The sequence below is a fragment of the Rhodomicrobium vannielii ATCC 17100 genome, from assembly GCF_000166055.1.
Classification (GTDB): domain Bacteria; phylum Pseudomonadota; class Alphaproteobacteria; order Rhizobiales; family Rhodomicrobiaceae; genus Rhodomicrobium; species Rhodomicrobium vannielii.
Genome location: NC_014664.1, coordinates 2,058,668 through 2,076,364 on the forward strand (window position 1 = coordinate 2,058,668; position 17,697 = coordinate 2,076,364).

14 protein-coding genes, 1 pseudogene and 1 CRISPR repeat array (1 of these 16 running past the window's edge) are annotated in these 17,697 nt (G+C 58.5%); of the genes and pseudogenes, 5 read left to right on the forward strand and 10 right to left on the reverse strand.

Annotation, left to right across the window (positions count from 1 at the left end; all coding sequences use genetic code 11):
* Nucleotides 1-633: direct repeats of the CRISPR family, unit length 36 nt; unit sequence CTTTCAGGCCGCTTCGGCGGCTTGCCCGCGTGAAAC (it extends 19 nt beyond the left edge of the window).
* 68 nt (nucleotides 634-701) lie between these two features.
* Complete coding sequence (locus RVAN_RS19645; protein WP_013419510.1) at nucleotides 702-1,157, forward strand: hypothetical protein; 456 nt, start codon at nucleotides 702-704, stop codon at nucleotides 1,155-1,157.
* Here the strand turns inward: RVAN_RS19645 and RVAN_RS18960 are convergent.
* Genes RVAN_RS18960 through csx16 form a run of 4 tightly spaced genes read right to left on the reverse strand, consistent with a single transcriptional unit; the run spans nucleotide 1,093 to nucleotide 4,082 of the window.
* Entirely contained in the window at nucleotides 1,093-2,175 is a 1,083-nt protein-coding gene (locus tag RVAN_RS18960; RefSeq protein WP_013419511.1) for a putative CRISPR-associated protein, read from the reverse strand. The two genes, RVAN_RS19645 and RVAN_RS18960, sit on opposite strands and share 65 nt — an antisense overlap.
* A gap of 11 nt (nucleotides 2,176-2,186) precedes the next feature.
* On the reverse strand, nucleotides 2,187-3,353 hold the full coding sequence (gene csm6, locus RVAN_RS18965; RefSeq protein ID WP_013419512.1) for a CRISPR-associated ring nuclease Csm6: 1,167 nt from the start codon (nucleotides 3,351-3,353) through the stop codon (nucleotides 2,187-2,189).
* Nucleotides 3,346-3,717 carry a hypothetical protein gene (locus tag RVAN_RS09470; RefSeq protein WP_013419513.1) on the reverse strand — a complete coding sequence of 124 codons (372 nt, stop codon included), beginning with the start codon at nucleotides 3,715-3,717 and terminating at the stop codon, nucleotides 3,346-3,348. The genes csm6 and RVAN_RS09470 overlap by 8 nt, the downstream gene beginning before the upstream one ends.
* A 47-nt stretch (nucleotides 3,718-3,764) precedes the next feature.
* On the reverse strand, nucleotides 3,765-4,082 hold the full coding sequence (csx16, locus tag RVAN_RS09475; protein WP_342410968.1) for a CRISPR-associated protein Csx16: 318 nt from the start codon (nucleotides 4,080-4,082) through the stop codon (nucleotides 3,765-3,767).
* Nucleotides 4,083-4,352: 270 nt separating this feature from the next.
* On the opposite strand from csx16, the gene RVAN_RS09480 reads away from it, so the two are divergent.
* The 3 genes and pseudogenes from RVAN_RS09480 to RVAN_RS21170 form a co-directional block, all read left to right on the forward strand.
* Complete coding sequence (locus RVAN_RS09480) at nucleotides 4,353-4,619, forward strand: BrnT family toxin (RefSeq protein WP_013419515.1); 267 nt, start codon at nucleotides 4,353-4,355, stop codon at nucleotides 4,617-4,619.
* Entirely contained in the window at nucleotides 4,597-4,896 is a 300-nt protein-coding gene (locus tag RVAN_RS09485; protein ID WP_013419516.1) for a BrnA antitoxin family protein, read from the forward strand. The genes RVAN_RS09480 and RVAN_RS09485 overlap by 23 nt, the downstream gene beginning before the upstream one ends.
* Nucleotides 4,897-4,937: 41 nt before the next feature.
* A pseudogene (locus RVAN_RS21170) lies at nucleotides 4,938-5,171 on the forward strand (hypothetical protein); the annotation flags it as partial.
* Between the two features lie 180 nt (nucleotides 5,172-5,351).
* Here RVAN_RS21170 and RVAN_RS09495 read toward each other — a convergent pair.
* From RVAN_RS09495 to RVAN_RS09510, 4 genes are all read right to left on the reverse strand, one after another.
* The gene (locus RVAN_RS09495; protein ID WP_013419517.1) at nucleotides 5,352-7,187 is read right to left on the reverse strand and encodes a hypothetical protein; all 1,836 of its coding nucleotides are present in this window, start codon (nucleotides 7,185-7,187) and stop codon (nucleotides 5,352-5,354) included.
* Nucleotides 7,188-7,415: 228 nt separating this feature from the next.
* On the reverse strand, nucleotides 7,416-8,363 hold the full coding sequence (locus RVAN_RS09500; RefSeq protein WP_013419518.1) for a hypothetical protein: 948 nt from the start codon (nucleotides 8,361-8,363) through the stop codon (nucleotides 7,416-7,418).
* 289 nt (nucleotides 8,364-8,652) lie between these two features.
* Complete coding sequence (locus RVAN_RS09505; protein ID WP_013419519.1) at nucleotides 8,653-10,455, reverse strand: relaxase/mobilization nuclease domain-containing protein; 1,803 nt, start codon at nucleotides 10,453-10,455, stop codon at nucleotides 8,653-8,655.
* Nucleotides 10,452-10,736: a plasmid mobilization protein gene (locus RVAN_RS09510; RefSeq protein ID WP_013419520.1), complete on the reverse strand. Its 285-nt coding sequence runs from the start codon at nucleotides 10,734-10,736 to the stop codon at nucleotides 10,452-10,454. The genes RVAN_RS09505 and RVAN_RS09510 overlap by 4 nt, the downstream gene beginning before the upstream one ends.
* Before the next feature lie 531 nt (nucleotides 10,737-11,267).
* Here RVAN_RS09510 and RVAN_RS09515 point away from each other — a divergent pair.
* Nucleotides 11,268-13,373, forward strand: coding sequence for a DUF262 domain-containing protein (locus RVAN_RS09515; protein WP_013419521.1), 2,106 nt, complete (start codon nucleotides 11,268-11,270; stop codon nucleotides 13,371-13,373).
* A 52-nt stretch (nucleotides 13,374-13,425) separates the two neighbouring features.
* Here RVAN_RS09515 and RVAN_RS09520 read toward each other — a convergent pair whose 3' ends face one another.
* Both RVAN_RS09520 and RVAN_RS09525 read right to left on the reverse strand, forming a co-directional pair.
* On the reverse strand, nucleotides 13,426-16,494 hold the full coding sequence (locus tag RVAN_RS09520; protein WP_013419522.1) for an AAA family ATPase: 3,069 nt from the start codon (nucleotides 16,492-16,494) through the stop codon (nucleotides 13,426-13,428).
* The gene (locus RVAN_RS09525) at nucleotides 16,491-17,663 is read right to left on the reverse strand and encodes an exonuclease SbcCD subunit D (protein ID WP_013419523.1); all 1,173 of its coding nucleotides are present in this window, start codon (nucleotides 17,661-17,663) and stop codon (nucleotides 16,491-16,493) included. The genes RVAN_RS09520 and RVAN_RS09525 overlap by 4 nt, the downstream gene beginning before the upstream one ends.
* Between the last annotated feature and the right edge of the window lie 34 nt (nucleotides 17,664-17,697).

Genomic DNA, 17,697 nt, shown 5'->3' on the forward strand with positions numbered 1-17,697 from the left:
GCTTGCCCGCGTGAAACTCGCCAAAACCCCGATTTTTTAGGAGCTTTTCTCTTTCAGGCCGCTTCGGCGGCTTGCCCGCGTGAAACGGATTAGAGCGAGGCCGAATGCACCTTCCACACTTTCAGGCCGCTTCGGCGGCTTGCCCGCGTGAAACTCGCGACTCCGCATACCAGTAAGATAATCATCGCCTTTCAGGCCGCTTCGGCGGCTTGCCCGCGTGAAACTTCAACAGCATCGATATCGCGCCAAATAAAATCTTTCAGGCCGCTTCGGCGGCTTGCCCGCGTGAAACGGCGAACCTCGTCAGGATTGGTAATCCAATTCCTTTCAGGCCGCTTCGGCGGCTTGCCCGCGTGAAACCTTCTCGATGACATACGTCAACATTAGCTTTGGCTTTCAGGCCGCTTCGGCGGCTTGCCCGCGTGAAACCCATTTTCCGCGACAGCATACGGCCTGATCGCCTTTCAGGCCGCTTCGGCGGCTTGCCCGCGTGAAACCTGCGCAAGAACTCCGATAATTTCATGATGCGTCTTTCAGGCCGCTTCGGCGGCTTGCCCGCGTGAAACCCGTTTTCACTGATTAACGAAACCCAGAATTCTTTCAGGCCGCTTCGGCGGCTTGCCCGCATAAAAAAGCGCCCCGTTTGAGGGCGCTTTTTCTCATTGCACGCAGACAGATTTTGACGATTCCGGAGATTTTCGATGCTTGTTTTACTCAGGGATTTTCTGACCTCGAACGACTTCACTGCCTTCCTCAATGTCATTCAGCTCGGCGGGGTGCTCGGTATCGGCGCCACGCTTTGGCAGATGGGCCGGGACCGTGAGCCGATTGCGATCTGGGTCCAGTCGGATGACGGGCGGACCAAGCTGATCGGCACGATCCCGCGCCGCGTGCTCACGCGCGCCGAAGTCACGGGGTGGATTTCCATGAAGGCGGGGCGGCCGCGGCTCGATTTCACGCGGTTCGAGCCCAACTACAGCTTCCCGGATGATAAGGTCGTCGTTCCGATGACCGCGGCCGATTTCGAGTTGCTCGAAAAGCCGCCGCACCGTCCGAAGCGAGCACCCTCGAAAGGGCGCTCATTCGTGCGCCTCACTCCCAGCGGTGGAAGTCGTCCCCGTCGAATTCCTCGCGCCACACGCCCTTGCCTTCAGTAGCGACGTCGTATTCGTCGTGGCGCAGGATTTCGGCGACGTGAACCCCGTTGCGCTCCACCCAGTAGAACAGGCGTGGCCATGATCCCGTCGTGGTCTTCCAGATGAGGAGGTTGGTCTTGCCCGCATAGCGCTCGCAATGACCCGGCTTCGCGCGCAGCAGCGGATCGCGGATTTCGGCGAGCGCCTCGAGCGTGGCGGGCTCGGTGCCGCTGCCCTTGGCCTTGCGCCAGGCGCGCGGCGACAGCAGCACTTGGCTCGTCGACGCTTCGAACGCAAGACGCTCGAACATCAGGTCGCCCGCCGCACTCGGAACCACGAGGCCGTCGTCTTCCTCGATCAGCACGCGGAACAGCGGATCATCGCGATAACCGTGGCCGGGCAGCAGCGCCTCGAACTCGTGCGCCTGCATGATGCCCTTGTCGCGAAGCGCGATCAGCGCGTCAGCCGCGAAGCCCAGCCGGTCCCAGTCGAAGGTCAGCGGAAGCGCGGGCAGCTTGATGAGCGTCGATGTCCATTCGTAAGAATAATAGGACGGCGCTTGCTGCGTCATGCCGTAAAGCGCCGCGAACGGCAGCACCGACTTGAACCCACCATTCATGTTGAGCACGAAGTCGAGGCCAAGCTCCTGCGCCTTCGCCTGCGCGCGCCGAAGTTTCTCGAAGAGATTGCGCACGCCGTCGCGGCGGAAAAGCGTGGCGTCGGTCATTTGCAGGCCGGGCACGGGCTGCACCTCGCCTTCGGCGCCGAATTCGTTCTTGACCGTCTCGCGGACTAGTTCGGCGCAGGCTTTCCCCACCGGCGTGTCGCTTGCGAGAAGCAGCACGTGATCCTCTTCCGAGCAGCCGAGCTTGCTCAGCACGTTGATCTCGGCGCTGGCTACCGTGTAGTAGCGCGCGCCGTCCTTTGCCTTTTCGTCGCGGAGCCGCTGCCTGACCCGGCGGCTGAAACTGTCGGCCGGTTCATACTCCTCCCGGCCAGCGACGGAGATGCCCGTCAAACCAACGATAAGCCGTCCCATTGCCCTCTCCCTCAATTGCTTTCGGAATCGTCGTCCACCGCGCCAAACCGGATCGCCGAAACCGGAAGGTCGAGCCCCAACAGCGACTGCGATCTGGCCTTGCGCGATTTGACTTCATAAGTCGGCGAGAAATGACCGAGCCGCTCGCGGATGCGCTCGTTGAGGCGCGCCTTGGCCTGTTCGAATTTGTCCGGGCGGGGATCCTCCTGTTTCGTGTCGCCGATTTTCGCGAAGTCGCGTCTCAGTCGATTGAGATCGTGGAAAGTTGTGAGCGGCAGGCTTTCGATCTCGGCGATGAATTCATCTCCGCCGATTTCGGTCCAGTGCACGAAGCCATCGCTTCCCATTCCACAGAGCCGCCGCTTCGCCAGCAGCGAATAGAGCGAAAACTGCATCGGCGTCAGTTCGAAGATGATGCCCTGACAGGAGACTTTTTGAGCAGCCCGGTCGATGACGAGTTCGGGAGAAGTCACCGCCGCCTGCGCCCGCGCGACGGTTTCGGTGAAACTCCACGCGCCCTCAAGGAGATGCATTGGCAGCCCTTGCCGCAGCCGAACGAAGGGGATCTCGGCCAGCACGATCCGGGCCTTGTCCGTGCTGATCGGTACACCGGGGTTGAACTTGTCCTCAAGGTCTCGCGCAATTCGAGGCGGGAAGAAAAACTCCGGGTGCTGTTCGAGCGGCTGAGGCTCAACGAGCACATGACTGAGGCTGTCCTGCGGGCGGGCGAACAGGGAAACGGCAAGCCCAAGAAGAACGCCCATCGTCTTGCGTCCCCCCGCGATCGAGAAGTGGATTGCCGCACGGTCGTCTCTCGTCACCTCGTGCACCGTCTGAATGATGAGGTCCGCGAGGGCCTTGTTATGCGCCTCCGTCGAGATGTCCCCGAGTTGAACGCCGTCCGCCTGAACCACATGGATGCGTCCGACCGTCAGAGCTTCAGCGACTGGAAAGCCGAACTCGGCCTCGAATTTCGCGAGCTGCTCCTGGGGCGGATTGAGCAGCATTTGCCTCGTCCGCGCCTCGCCCTGGGCGGTGGTGATCACGTGAATCTCGGTCGGCAGGAACGGCGGCGTTCGCTCCATACAAAGAGCGTAGAGCGTTTCCGTCACGATCTGAGGCGCAAGTCCTACCGTGCAAAGCAGAATGCGCCTCGAAAAAGTGGATGCGTCACGCATTGACGGCAACTTTCTGACCGGTCAGCAGCGCAAAAGAAGAAGGGGGAAAGTGGAACCGCGCCTTTCGCGGGATCTTGTCGTTCCACTTGAAGCAACTCGTGTCGAGCTGATTGCCCCCGGCCTGAAGCCTCATGATGCCGAGGACTTCGCTCCGTGTGACCTGGAAGCGGGGGATCCTCGCGACGGCAAGGCTCTCGCCGGAGCGGTCGTTCACTGCAATGATCGTGATCTTCTGGTTGTTCCGCAGAGTTTTCGCTAGATTCCATGCCACCAGAAAGAACGTCGCGTAGGTTGTCACGATGCGAATGTTCTGTTCGGTCACGAATCCTGCGATGATATCGAACCACGTGTAAAATGCCGCCATGACACAATCCCCATTGTCTCAAGCATTATAAATATGACGTCGGGCTATCAGTTTTCTGAAATCCGGCGCGCCTCATATTCAATCAATTGTGCTCCGAGCCGCTCCATATCATCAGCCGTCAGCGCGATCCCGCGTTGATCGGCCGGCAGCGACATTTCAAGATGAAGATATCGCGCGCCGCGTTCGTTGATTTGCGCGATGATCTGCACAGGCAAAGTGCCGAGCACGACATCGCCCTTTTCGATCTTCGAAGGATCGAGATGGGTCACGAGTTGCGCCTCAATTCCCTTCCGAAGCGCCCAGTCGATCGCCCCCTCATGCCTCGTTACAAAATATGTCGCCATCTGCGCCTCCCAGCAATTCATGCAAGTCACATTATACTTGCGTCAACGAGATGGAAGCGTCGCAAGCTTGCGGCTGCTGAAAGAGCCGAATCGCGACCAAAGTGTTCGGACCATCGATCCCGCAGAAGCCGCATCATACCGATTCACATCGTGAAGCGTTGCACGCGGCTTTGCAGGGCCGTCGGAGGACGGCTCTATCGGGATGAGCGGCTGCCCGGCGTGCAAAAACGCTGTCGCGCGTATATACAGAAACCTTGACTTTCAGCAGAGGTTTTCGTATATACACTCTCCATGGTGACTATCGTCTGGGACGAACCGAAGCGGCAGAGCAACCTCGCCAAACATGGCTTGGACTTCGCCGATCTGGACGAAGAGTTCTTCCTCGGCGCTCTGGTCGTCCAAGCGAGGCACGAGCGTTTCCAAGCTATAGGGCGTTTCGCCGATGGGACGATAGCTGTGGTGTTCGCCGTTCTTGGCTCTGAGGGCGTCTCGGTCATATCGATGCGCTCCGCGAGCCGTCGCGAAAGGATGCTGTATGGGAAAAAAACATCTCTCTGACGCCGAAGAGGCCTTCATTCAGAGGCAGATAGCAAGCGATCCGGGCAATCCCGAGTGGACGAACGAGGACTTCGCCAACGCGAAGCCATTCGCGGAGGCATTCCCCGCTCTCGCTGAAAAAATGCGCAAGAATGTCGGCGGCCGCCCAAAATCAGACGCTCCTAAAGTCGCTGTGTCTCTGCGCCTCGATCAGGATGTGGTAGATAAATTTCGCGCTACTGGGGCCGGCTGGCAGACCCGGATCAACGATGTGCTGCGCCGAGCAGTCGGCGGATAGTGTCCTGAACGGCAAATCAGCTACATTCCCTCCGTGTCTGGCAGCCGCATCGTTCGGAGATGTTCAAACTGTCGTCCGATCCGCTCTTTGTTGAGAAGGTGCGTGATATTGCGGCTATATTCAATTGCGAAGCGCGCTCATGGCACGGGTGGCATCGCCATATGAGCCTCGTCATGGCTGCGGCGCCCTTTGACAAGCTAGCCGCCGATTTGCGACGCGCTGCTGCATCAGGCAAGCCGAACAAAACGAGGCCGCCAGAAACAATCGCCGCCTGACCGTCATGGCCGCGCTCGTCCCATCCGTTCGGAAATCCGCTATCTCCTCGCTCGTATCCCCTGAAGCCGCCTCTTGGCAAAGCCTTCGTCATCGCCTGGTCGCTCTGGCGACGAGCGCATCAGCTGAACGCCGCTTACGCCCATTACAAAGACGCCAAGAAGCGCAATTATAGTGCCAGTCTACCCGACGAACTCCTCGTGGCTGACGGTTTTGTTTTGCGCCGTGTCTTTTTGTGCCTTCCGAAGATCGCCCTCCGAGCCGCTTTTACCAAGCTTGTCGTAGAAGTTCTCGATGACTTGAGGAAGCTGGCAGGAGCAAAATTCTGACTTATGATCACCGTTTTTCGAAGCGCCCTCTAAAACGAGGCAACCGTCGGCAACGGCACGCTTCAAAACCAAAAATCGAGGTAACGGACTGCCGTCAATGGTAGACATCGCAAGGTTACTCACAATATCGATTATCTGCGTATCCTTTTCGTAGGGCAGATCGTCCAGATGAGCCACACGCGCAGGCGGGTACAACGTGTTGCCATGCCCGCAATTGGTATCATCGAGAGCGCCGCCATAGACGATTCTCAAGGTTCTCCCCAGGGCCTGTTCGCGCGCGAAGATCTCGCTGAGGGACGAACAGACCTTGGCGGCTAGATTCTTCTTTAACGTATGGAAGGTGGTCGCGTCCGCGATGTTGCCATGTTCGAAGAAGACAAGGAGATTTTTCCAGTAGACCTCTTCTTCTTGGAAAAATGGGGCCCCATTTCCATCCTGGATCACAAACATTATCCAAAGATAGGCGGTATAGTAGTTTGAGACATCATTCGTAGGTGTATCCTTTTGCGGGTTTTTTGTGCGGAACCCTTGCGGATCGCATTCCAGGACAACCCTGCCGCGACCCGGGTCGCGGATCAGTTTTTGGGCAGCGCAGACAACATCTTCTCCCAGGTCCGGTCCCCACTTGAACCTGCCCTGGACTACGCTCGGAACGGCCAAGATGGCGCTTGGCGCGAAGCCGATCCTCGGATCAATATTTGGGTCTTTCAAGCTGAGCCGCCCCCGGATCAGCGCACCAAAGTCGCCATTGTCATTATCCTTGAATATAAGGTCAATGGATTGGTTTTCGTCACCATAGCCGTATTGCAGGGTCGTTGTAAGGCCCTCGGTCTGCCATTCAGGACAATCGCAGGGCGAAATGCTCGGCCCCCAAAGCAGCCAGCAGTTAAACAGGAAGGCTCTAAGCTCACGCGTTTCAATCGAGTAATGGCGGTCGTCCTTAACCAGTGCACGGTATCGATCAATGATCAAGCGCCAGCCATCCTCGTCGTCAAACCGATTGAGGATGCCGGTCAAGAGGAAGATCGGCGAGATGTAGCCAAACTTAATCGTTGTTTGAGTGAGGAACTTCTTCTCCGCGTCAGGGTCCATCTGACCCAAGACATTGAAGTAGCGCTTGATAAGCTCACGGTTGTCATCGAGCTTCTTAAAGCTTTTGAGGACGACAGAGTTCTGTTTGGCTCCCTGCGATTGCGACCTGCGGAAGGGCGACTGCAGGAACTTGAAGATCTCCGCCTTGAGATCCCATCCATCACCTTCAAAGCCGGTTTTGGGATCAGAAAGAACCTTGCGCAAGTCGCTTACGATTTCCGCTTCGCGGACCTGTTGTTGCTTGCGCCAAGCATCTATTTTTTCTTTATATTTCTGTTCCGACTTGAAATCGTACTCGTTTGGCTCGGGGTCCGCAGGATTTATGATTTCCAGTTCGACGAGTTTACGGGCCGCCGCAAAGCGGTTCGCGTTGGAGAAGAAGAAGGACTTGAAGTCGGCTCTCAAGATCAGAAGCATTTTCGCGCGTGCTTCGCTGTGCGAATCGCCCGGACCAAGCAAAACGCGTTTGATGAAGGAAACGCCTCGATAGTAGCCGCGCAAGCGGTAGCCGATCAACATAATAAGAGTAAGGGCACCGAAGGCGCTGCCAATCCATTGCTTGTAAGCCTCGACTTCAGACCAAGAGAGAAAATGCATCGATTTGTCCCCCAATATTTTTAATTACATACAAATCTCCAGGTCGGTGAGAACCCAGTTCGAAGGAGCCCACGCGAGTGCTCTGGCGCATACTTTTGGCCAGAGTGCTGCACGCTCTCAAGCAAACGGATGCGCCTCAAGAGCTCGAGCAACCAATTTATTCTTGTGCACATTCAAATTTTAATCTTGATGACGGTGGCAACAGTGTGGGTGACTTAAGAACAATTTTCACTGCTCTCGTGAAGCGAATTTGACATTTGAATCAGTTCCTCTCGCGAGAAAATCCGAGCCGGGGAGAAGGGGAACTTTCTCTCCGCGAAGGCACTTGGCGCGCAGCTCCGTAATCTGTGCGTTTGCACATCCGTCCGTTGAGGCATCCTTGCCTTTCAGGACCGAAATGCTGAAAAACCTTTCGAGGTGAGCGCTCAGCAGGCAGGTGCCGACCGTCTCATCTTCCAAGCCGAGAACGGCATAGACAAGTGTCGTGTCGGGTGCCTGGTCGGCCGACAAAGGCGGCTGAACGTAAGGCGTATCAACGATCCTTGCGCCCAGGCTTGCCCAGATTTTTATGCGGCTTATCTGGTCGACTCCTGTAAGGCTTGTGTCGCGGTCGTACTGATCCGGGGACATCCTGAACGGGTCGTTTTGTTCGATGAATATCGGGAGTTGCGACCGAGTCTCGCGTAGGGCGTCATCGGGGTTTGTTTGCTGGAACAGCCTCATGGCTATGTCGGGCAAATCGGATACGAGCCGTCTAAACTTTCCTCGTTTTCGCTCGCTCAAATTGATGAAGATGTAATTCAGATTTATCGAGACGGTTTGCACACCTCCGGAAGCCGATGCCGGCAACAAAAAAACGGTGAAATTTGCTCCGCCTATCCTAGCACCTGTCGAGGGATCCCGCGCAACTAGCGCAAACTCGCGGAATGGCCCATACCTTAGAGCCAATTGGGCGTAGGTCTCTCCGCCGTTGAGGGCAAAACATCTGACGAAGCCTTCAAAGGTTTCCTTCTCGTTTTCGAGCACGAACGCCTTGTCGTAGTCGGCGTAAAACTCCTCAAAAAGGTCGTCCGCCTCAATCGTAGCGTCGATTTTGAGCCCTGTATCCGAGGTGAAGCCGAACTTGCCGCTTATACCCGCCACCTGTTTCCCAACTCCAGTTACGGCAGGCGACATGCACTGCCGACATACTTTTACCTTCGTCCGAGTATCTGCGATTAAATAAGTTAAAATTATTACGAGATCAAGAAATTCGCGTGGCGGGGTGCAAGCCGCCTTATCTCCGCCGAGGCCTATTTCGACTCAGCAATGTTCTCAGAGACCGGCGACGCCTTGAACGTGTAGCTGAAACGAAGGGTGAGGCCGATCTGTGCCATCACGTTCGGGACTGGCTGACGGGTCCAAAATTTTGGCAAGCAACTCAAGGCCCTGAGGTTCCCAACACCCTTCGAAGCCATCCAAATACTCAGCGAGGAAGAAACCAGACCTCTTCATCGGTGTCGGCTGTCATCTCGACAAGCCGTGGCGTTTCTCGATGATCTGTTCGAGCCGTTGCAAGGTCACCCCGCGCGTCAGTTTCGCGAACGCCTCTGCTTCCTGCAGGGTGACGGGCTTGACGATATAGCTGTCGCCTTGCTGGAGCACGATCGCCGGGCGGCAGCGTTCTCCGGCCGCGATAGACGAAGGGACCGCGATCTGTCGGACAAAACGGTCGATGCGGCGGAAAGCCGGGGCTGCGTGCGGCGTGCTCGTTGCGCCGCGCGATGTAGTCGTCGAGGATGTCTTGCCGCTCGGCAAGCGCCGCTTGCCTCTGCGCCTCAAGGCTTCGATCTTCGAGCGTGATCTGAAGGCCGGAAACTGCCGCCGCCTTCACCACCGCCGCCTTGAACTCCGCCGTTCCCTCGATTCTGAGCGGTTGGCCTCCGAACCGCGTCGCTCCGAGATCGATGGCGAGATAGGCCGCCTGAAGCGAAACCTCGGGCACATAAATCCTGTCGGCACTGTCGATCGCCTTGCCGCCGTCGCGCAGGTAGTAGATCGATGACCCGTTCTTCAGCACGTAAGGCTTCAGGTGGCTGTAGACGATCCGCCGCGCATCCGCGCCGCTCGGCGCCCAGGTGAAGGCGGTATTCAGCGCCTCCCGCTCCCTGCTGCGGCGCTGGAGAAGCGCGAGCGCCTGTCCATCGCCCTGCTGCGCAACGTGCGCCAGATAATCGTCGAAGCTCCAACGCGGCCAAGCGCGGCTGACGACATCCTGTCTGTCGGACATCTCGTGGGCGATCTCTCTCGCCCGCCGCGTCATCTCCTCGCGAAGCCTTTTGAGATGATCCATCCGGCCCTCGGGCGGCCTCTTGTTTGCGCTCCTCGACCTCAAACGCTTGTACTTGTCGAGCACCGGCTGAAAGGCGTCGTTGGCGTCCTTCCTGATGCGCTGGAGTTCCTTCTCGCGCGCCCTGCGCTTCCTGATGCGGTCGAGGTGATATTGCGTCCAGAGGCGGTCGTAGACCGGATCGCGCCTCGTTGCCCGGTTGACGTGACCGGGCGCAAACGTTTGCCCATCGCCTTGAAAAGGGCCAAACCGCTTCACGAACTGGCCGATGCCGAAGGCGCGGTCGACGGTGCTGGCGCGGACGCGGCGACCGGTCTCGTCTTCGATGCATAGACCCGCGCCGCGCTGCCTGAGGGCGAGCTTTCTCGCCTCGAAGCGTCGATGCACCTCTTGCCAATCCGCCGCGCCGTCGAGCATCGCGATCCCGACGCCCGATTTCTGGAGGTCCGCCCGAAAGGCGCGCGTGACCTCGATCGGCTGCGGGTCGGTCGATCTGCCACGAAATTTGGTCGGGTGGATCTTGTTGATGGCGATATGCATGTGAAGGTGGTCGGTGTCGATGTGGACCGCCGACATGCGTTGATGCGCTTCGAGCCCGATGGCGGAAACGAGCCGCTCCTCGATCTTTTCCAGCACCTCGTCGCCAGGCCGCTCGTTGTCTGCGAAGCTGACGACGAGGTGGTAGGTCTTGTCCGCGCTGGCGCGCGTGTTCTGCTTTTGCGTCGCGATAATGTCGGAGAGCGCCCAGTCGGGCTCGTCCGTCCCGCAATTCGTGATCCTGATGCCGCCGACGCGACCGCCGGCGCCTGCCTTGTCGAGGATGTAATCGGATAATCGCTCGATCACCTCCTTCCGGCGCGCGCCCTTCGGGCCGAGGATATAGGTCGCAAGCCCCGTATAGCTCGACGCGACGCCGCGCTTCACGCGCTTGGCGATCATCCTTCGCGCTCGGACAGGATGCTCGCGTTCACCGCGGCTTCGAGTTCAAGCGCTGCGCGCAGTTCCGCTTCGGGCATCATCTCCAGCTTTGCTGCCTCGAGGAAAATCGCCCGCCGCATGGTCCCGATGATCTGTGCCGCTTCATCCGGCACGCTCAGAAGCCGCGCTCTTCCCCAGGCGGAGAGGCTCAATCCCTCGGCACCGGCCCGCTCCTTCAGGGCGTTCATTTCAGACTTCGTAAGCCTAATCTTGAGCATAGACGCCCGGTTCTCATTACCCATCGCTTGCCTCGCAGTTTGTCAAAGGAGATGCAGTCTTCGATGATCGGCAGCACTGTCGCGCGGTCGCCAGAAAGCTCATTTGCGGTGGGACATTCGTGAAAAGAGCCATGAGATTACATAGGCCCTGATTGTCCCACTTTTTCTACTAAGTGATTGTTTTATCGCGCTTGTTCGACTCCCCTAGGGGGCGCCAAATCTTAATGGGATCAATGCGTTAGCATTCCCAACCCGCAAAAATCCCCGCATTGAATCGCATTGGGTATTCCGGAGAAATCCCAAACCTTTCTTGACGGCGTTTCCGCGCCGCGGCGGGGGCTTGCGCTCCTCGATCGCCACCTGCCAACCTGGCGCGTGACGCGTGATCTGTTGAACGCGGCGCCTCTTCGCCACGAGGAATGGCATTAGCGAAAAATCGTTCGAACAGTCAGGCTGCGGCTGACTCGCCAGATGCGCGTTTTGTTCGAATGGCCTAGATTAAGATTGCCGCTTCTCTTGGCATTTTGATTTTCGCTATTCAGCATGGACGTTCACATGATCGAGAACCGCATGCCCGTTGACCTTGCTTTCCAAAACCAGGTCGCGACGCTCCCGCTTTCCGGCCTCGTCGATATGTTTCTTTCTAATGCTCACCCTAAACTCTGGCTTCCGCCAATCCAGAGATCGGTCGTCTGGAGAAACAGCCAGATCATAAATTACTGGGATAGCTTGTTTCGGGGCTATCCAAGCGGCACCGTGATGGTTCACCGAGCCGTTTCATTCGGGCGTGATAGCGAGGGCAGGACTGGAGATGTTCATCCTGAGGATTATCTCCTGTTCGATGGTCAGCAGCGCCTGGCAACCGTCTTGCTGGGCTTCGGCAAAGGTCCGCTAACAAGGGAGCGTCGGATCTGGGTCGACCTGGGAAAGGAGCAAACGGGCGAACTGCGATTCCACCTGCGCATAAATTCGACGGGGCAACCGTTCGGCTACAGGGAAAACGAACCCAACCAGAAACTGGAATTACGAGTAAGGCGTGCTTCCTATGATAATTGGAAGGGGGAGAAGGCCGACGAAACACCTCAAGCGATTTTCGCAGGCATCCCCGATGCGTTCCCATGGCCTTATTTTGCCGATAGTGCGTGTGCCGTTCCGCTGGATCACGTGACCGCTATCTTGGTGGAAGGGGGGTGCGAGGACGCAGTGAAAAAGCTATGTGGATACGACAACGCCAAGCCAGATGTCGTAAGCGCTCTCATTGAAGCTCTGGAAGCGGCTCTCAGCTCCACGGTGATTTTGACGCAGGTGGATCCGTCTATTGTCTCGAGATCGGACGAGTATGCTCGCCTGTTCGCTCGTATTGGCCAGGGGGGAACGTCCCTCACCAATGATGAACTGACTTACTCTCTCATCAAGTACAAGTTTCCGTTCGTGCACGACACGATGGGTGCGATCACAGAGCGGGTAGGACGTTTCGCCTCCGAGGTCGACCTTGTGCTTGGCGCATTTCGCATCTCTAAGGCCTTGGCTCCCTGGGTAGAGGCTAAGGACTGGGAGAAGACAGGCCGCCCCATCCCCCAACAGATCGACAAGCTCAATAGCGGCAATGCCGCAGCCACTAAGGATCATTTCCTTTTCCTCATCCCGGCTCAACAAACATCTGACGTTTCCGGTCAGCTTTTTAGCGCGGTTAAAAAGCTGAAGGAGGCCCTCATTTATGACACGCAGCGAAATCCTTCAGGCCTGCCACCGATGCTGATGGCGCGCTTATCGCGCGAATTGCTTGATGTCCTTCTGCTGCTGGCCGTCCATGAAAAGGACGTTGATTGGTCCGCGCGCAAAGAAAATATCATCGCCTTCACGCTTTACTGGCTCCTGTTCGTTGAGAACCACGAGAAAGCAGCCCTCCATGTATTCAGCGTTGCGGCGAATACGAAGCCGGGAGGCGTATCGACGGAGAGCGAGAGCCTAAAAGCCCTCATTGCCGACCTAACCAGCAAGTCTCTTTCGCGTCAGGTACCGGCGTCATGGATGTGGGATGAATATAGGAATAGGATCCTTGGTTGCGGCGGGCTCCTGACATGGGAAGATCGGTTCAAAGCGTTTGATGAAGAAGGCCGCAGTCCTGGAGCATCTTTGCGTCTTCTTTCAACTCATCAGGAGCTGATTTTACAAGCGTTGACGTGGCTTCAAAGGTCTTATCTTGCCGATAAATTCAGCAATTACGATCCAACATCGGCGCGAGACGAAGATTTACCCGTCGATAAAGACCATCTCATCCCACAGCATATATTTGGACTCGACTTGAGGTCGACTTTTTATCCAAAAGATTATCGGGTTAGCAAAAACTTCCGTGAGCGTCGTTGGGTTATCGGAAACTCCCTCGGCAATTTCCGACTTATTGACGCCTCAGAAAACCGTCGACGTAAAGCTACCAAGATCGATAACGAAGAGCATATAGAGGGCGGTCGCTACGATTTTATCGATGACCTTGATGCCTGGAATGGTCTGATCCGAGTTTCTCGCAAGGAAGACGAGGAGTCTGCATGGACCGAGCAGGATGCCCTATTATTCCAGCGTTTGATCGACACGCGAACCCTGGATCTTGTGCAGAAGATCGTCGAAGAGGGAGGGATTTCGAAGCTGCTTCCTGAATCATGAGCTCTTATGGAGTTTTTCCGAGCCCGTTGGGATCTGAGGAACTGGAGCGCGATCAGAACCGCGCTTCGATCATGCTGCCATTGGCGGCGGGGACGATTTCGAAACCATTGGGGATATGCTGGCGGACCAGCGGCACGTGTGAGATCACGCCAACAGCGCGCGTCTGACCGGCGAGGTTGTGCAGCGCGGTCAGAACGCGATCGAGCGTCCCCGACTCATTGTCGGCGTCGAGGCTGCCGAAGCCTTCGTCGATGAAGATGGTATCGAGGCGGATGGCGCCATTGGTGCTTTCAACGACGTCTGAAAGCCCGAGCGCGAGGGCGAGAGCGGCGATGAAGGTTTCGCCGCCGGAGAGGGTGGACGTCGGACGCGTGCGCCCGGTGTAAATGTCATCCACGCACAGCCCAAGCCCCTTGCGCCCCGCGCCCTTGGTCTCGGGCTCGCGTACAAGCGTGTAGCGGTTCGCCGTCATGGGCCGCATTCTGGCGTTCGCAGCTTCGAGCACGCGGTCGAACATGGCACCGATGGCGAAGGTTTCGAGATCGACCTTGGCACCGTCCTTCCCGCTCATATAGCGGGCCAGTTCGCGAACCGGCGCTGTTTCGGCTTCCAGCTTTTCAACGTGGCGAAGGCGCGCCGTTACGTCCTTTTGCAATTTCTCGCGTGTCTCCAGCACGTGGCGCGCATCATGGCAGGCTTCATCGGCGAATTTCTGCGCCTGCTCCGCACCGTCATGCGCCTTCTTCAGGGCGTCGATGTCGGGCCGATTGAGGTCTTTCGTTGCTTCCTCGGCCTTGCGGACATCTTCTGAAGCGATGGCCACGGCGGTCGCATATCGCCTGATGTCTTCCTCCAGAGCCTCAATGCTGGCTATGAATGGCTTCGACGCCTGATAGGCTTCCGGTGAGAGACCCGCCGCCGCGCGCGCCTCGTCAAAGGCGCTCTGCGCTGCCGCAAGCTTTCTTCTGGCTTCGGCCAGATTGCTCTCGGCGTTGGTCGCATCGCGATCGGCGGCTATAAAAGCCTCTTTGGCCTTGTCTTTCGCTTCCTCAGCCGCCCTTAGCGACGCGTCATACTGCTGGATGGCCCGTTTCGCCTCATCGATGGCGCGGTCGAGCGCAGGGCTATTGCGCAGGTCGTTCGGTATCGAGGTCAAAGCCTGCTCAAGCCGCTGATTCGCAAGAGCCTTGCACGTCTCGGCCGCGTCTCGCGCCTGACGCGCCGCCTCGATATCGGAGTCGGCCTTGGCGACAGCCGCTTGAGCCTTGCCAAGGGTCGCTTCCAGAACCGCGAGGTCGCGATCAACTCCGAGCTTTTTGAGGCTCGCCTCGGCGGCTTGCAGGGTATCGCGCAACTGCGTGGAGGCCTGAGCGGGCGCTTTCAGTTCGGCAAGGTTGCGCGCGATTTGCGCATGGTGGGCTTGGGCGGTGGCGCGGGCAACGCTGGCGCGGTCGTAATGGTCTTGCGCGACCCGAAGTTTTTCCCGAGCACTCTCATAATCCGCCGCGACGCGCTCACTTTCATCGCCTCCTTCGGCAGGCGATGGATGATGCAGGGACCCGCAAACAAGACAGGGCTTGCCATCTATCAGCCGCCCCGCCAGCAACGCGGCGTGGTTTCGGAACAGGGCAGACTCCGCGTCTGTCATGGCCGCCTTTGCCGCTTCGAGTGATCGCGATGCGTCATCGAAAGCGGCGGTCTGTCTCGTAAGGCCGGCTTTAGCGGTCGCGATTTCCCGAGACTTTGTCTCAAAGGTCAGCGCAGCCGTCAGGTCAGCGTTGAGGCCGGCAATCGAAGCCCGAAGACCGGCGCGCTGAACCTGATTTCCGCGTTCCGCGTCGAGGGCGTTTTGGCACCTCAGAGCCTCATCGCGTGCGCGCGTGGCGGCGCGAGTCCCAGCGTCCAGCGTGGTATTGGTCGCATCGAGCGCAGCAATGGCGCTTGTCAGTTCATCGCGATGGGCCGCGGTGCCAAGGAGTGTTTCGCGATGCTTGAGAAGGTCGCGTTCGCGGACGCGCTTTTGCTCAAATTCATCTTTGCGCCCGGCGAGAAGCGCGTGCGCTTTCTCCCGGTCGGCGTAATTTTTTTCCGCCGCAGAACGGAGGGCGCGGGCGTTCGCGAGCGCTTCGGCGAGGTCGGCGACGCCTTTCTGTTCGATACGCACCTGATCGTCGAACGCGACGAGGGTTTGAGCTTTCCGAGCGCTGCTGACCCTCTCGCGCTTGACGGCGAACGCGTCGGCTTTCTGCTTGAGCCCGTTCAGCGCTGAGATGGCGGCCGCGTATTGCTGGAAGCTTTTATCCTGCTGAGCTGCGGTCTGAAGTGCCGCAAAGGCGGCTGCACCTTGCGCCTTGCATGCGGTCAGTTCTTCCAGTTTCAGCTCGACGTTCTTCCGCGCCTCCTCAATGCCGATGGCAAGGGCATCCATCCCGGTAAAGCCTGCGCTTTGGAGAAGCCCCTCGCAGACGTCCCGCTGTCTTCGGACCTCCTTTTCAGCATCGTCCGCCCGCTCTTTCATGCGTTCGGTGATGCTGCGATAAAGGGAGACGTCGAAAAGCTCTCTCAAAATCCCCATCCGCTGGCTCGTATCGGCGGTGAGAAATGTTTCAAACCGGCCTTGCGGCAAGAGCACAATCTGACGGAACTGCTCGGCCTTGTAGCCCAGTAGCGCCTCGACCTTGAGATTGACGTCCCGCACCTTCCCTTCGGCTATCAGGGAGCCGGGGGCTTCATCGTTCAGTGCCTCAGCAGGCTTGCCCGTGACATCGAACAGCCTGGCTCTATGAGGTTCGCTCGTCGTGCCGCCGCCTCGTTTGGCGGGGCGCTCCTGCTCTGGCGAGCGGGCGACGCGATACTGATGGTCGCCAATCGCGAACACGAACTCCACCTGCGTCGGGAGATTCGGCGCGGCGTGGTGGGATCGAAGCGAGGCGTTATCGACCTTTTCCTTCACCGCCTCGCCAAACAACGCGAACGTCATCGCGTTGAAAATGCTGGACTTTCCCGACCCGGTCGAGCCGTAGATGCCGAACAGCCCGCAGTCGAGCGCATGCCGGAAGTCCACCACATGGCGGCCTGCGAAAGGGCCGAATGCCTGAATGACGAGGTAGATCGGCTTCATGCGATCTCCAGTTCCGGCTCGCGGCTCTCAACGGCAGAGCCATGCAGCGCTTGTGCGATAAGGGCCTGCTCCGCGTCGGTCGGCGGGCTGTTGCGCGTAAATTGCAGGAATTCGGCGATGACCTCCGCCGGATCGGTCAGTTTGGTCGCGCGGGCGACACCGGGGTGGTGGGCTTCAAGAGCGATATCCTTTTCGTATTCGAGGAGGCAGGCGTTCGGATAGAACTCCCGGATGCGCTTCATCGGGTCGATCGCCCTGGCGTCGTCGGTCAGGACAATGCGAAGGAAGTCCTGGCTGGGATTCAGCGCTCCCTCGCTCAGGATGGCTTCCATCGTACCCCTGATGGTCCGTGCGCGCCGCTTCAGTTGAAACGGGATGAAGCGCTTGGCGATACCGCCATGTTCTGCCAGATCGACTAGCAGCATCCCCTTGTCGTGATCGTCCTCGCCGAAGGCAAACGGTAGCAGCGAACCGGAATAGCAGATGTGTTCGGCACCAGCGACCGTCTGCTCCCGGTGCAGATGTCCGAGCGCCACATAATGCGCGCCCTCGAAAACATCGACGGTGACGGTTTCGATGCCGCCGACGGCGCGGCTGAGCGAGCGCTCGCTTTCACCCACAACGGCACCGGAAACAAAGGCATGGGCGGCGATGACCCAGCGCGCACCGGCGGGCACATGCTCCTTCGCCGCGGCGACCTGAGCCCGCAAGACATCGACCGGCGCGGCGATAGCGGTGTCGTGAAAACATTCGCGTGCCGCGTATTCATAGGCGAAAGGTAGGCCCGAGATGGCGACGGGGCCGAACTCGTCTTCAAGGATGAGGGGCACTTCAATGGCGGTGAGCGGGCCGCGAACCAGCGCGCGATTGCGGCTTGCGAGCAAGCCCATGGCGCCGATGCGGTCGGCAGAATCGTGGTTCCCGGCGATGACGATGATCGCGGTTTCGGTATCTCTCACGACGCGCTGCACGAAGTCGTTGAAAAGCCGGACGGCAGCTTCAGAGGGGGCCGCGCGGTCGAACAAATCTCCGGCGATGATGAGCGCCTGCGGCTGCTCAGCCACGATGACCGCGTACACTTGTTCGAGCACATGCGCGTGGTCGTCGTCCAGCGCGCGGCCATCGAACTGACGCCCGAGATGCCAGTCGGCGGTGTGCAGCAATCGCATTGTCTTCCCCCGCAAATCCCCTCGTGCGTCTAGT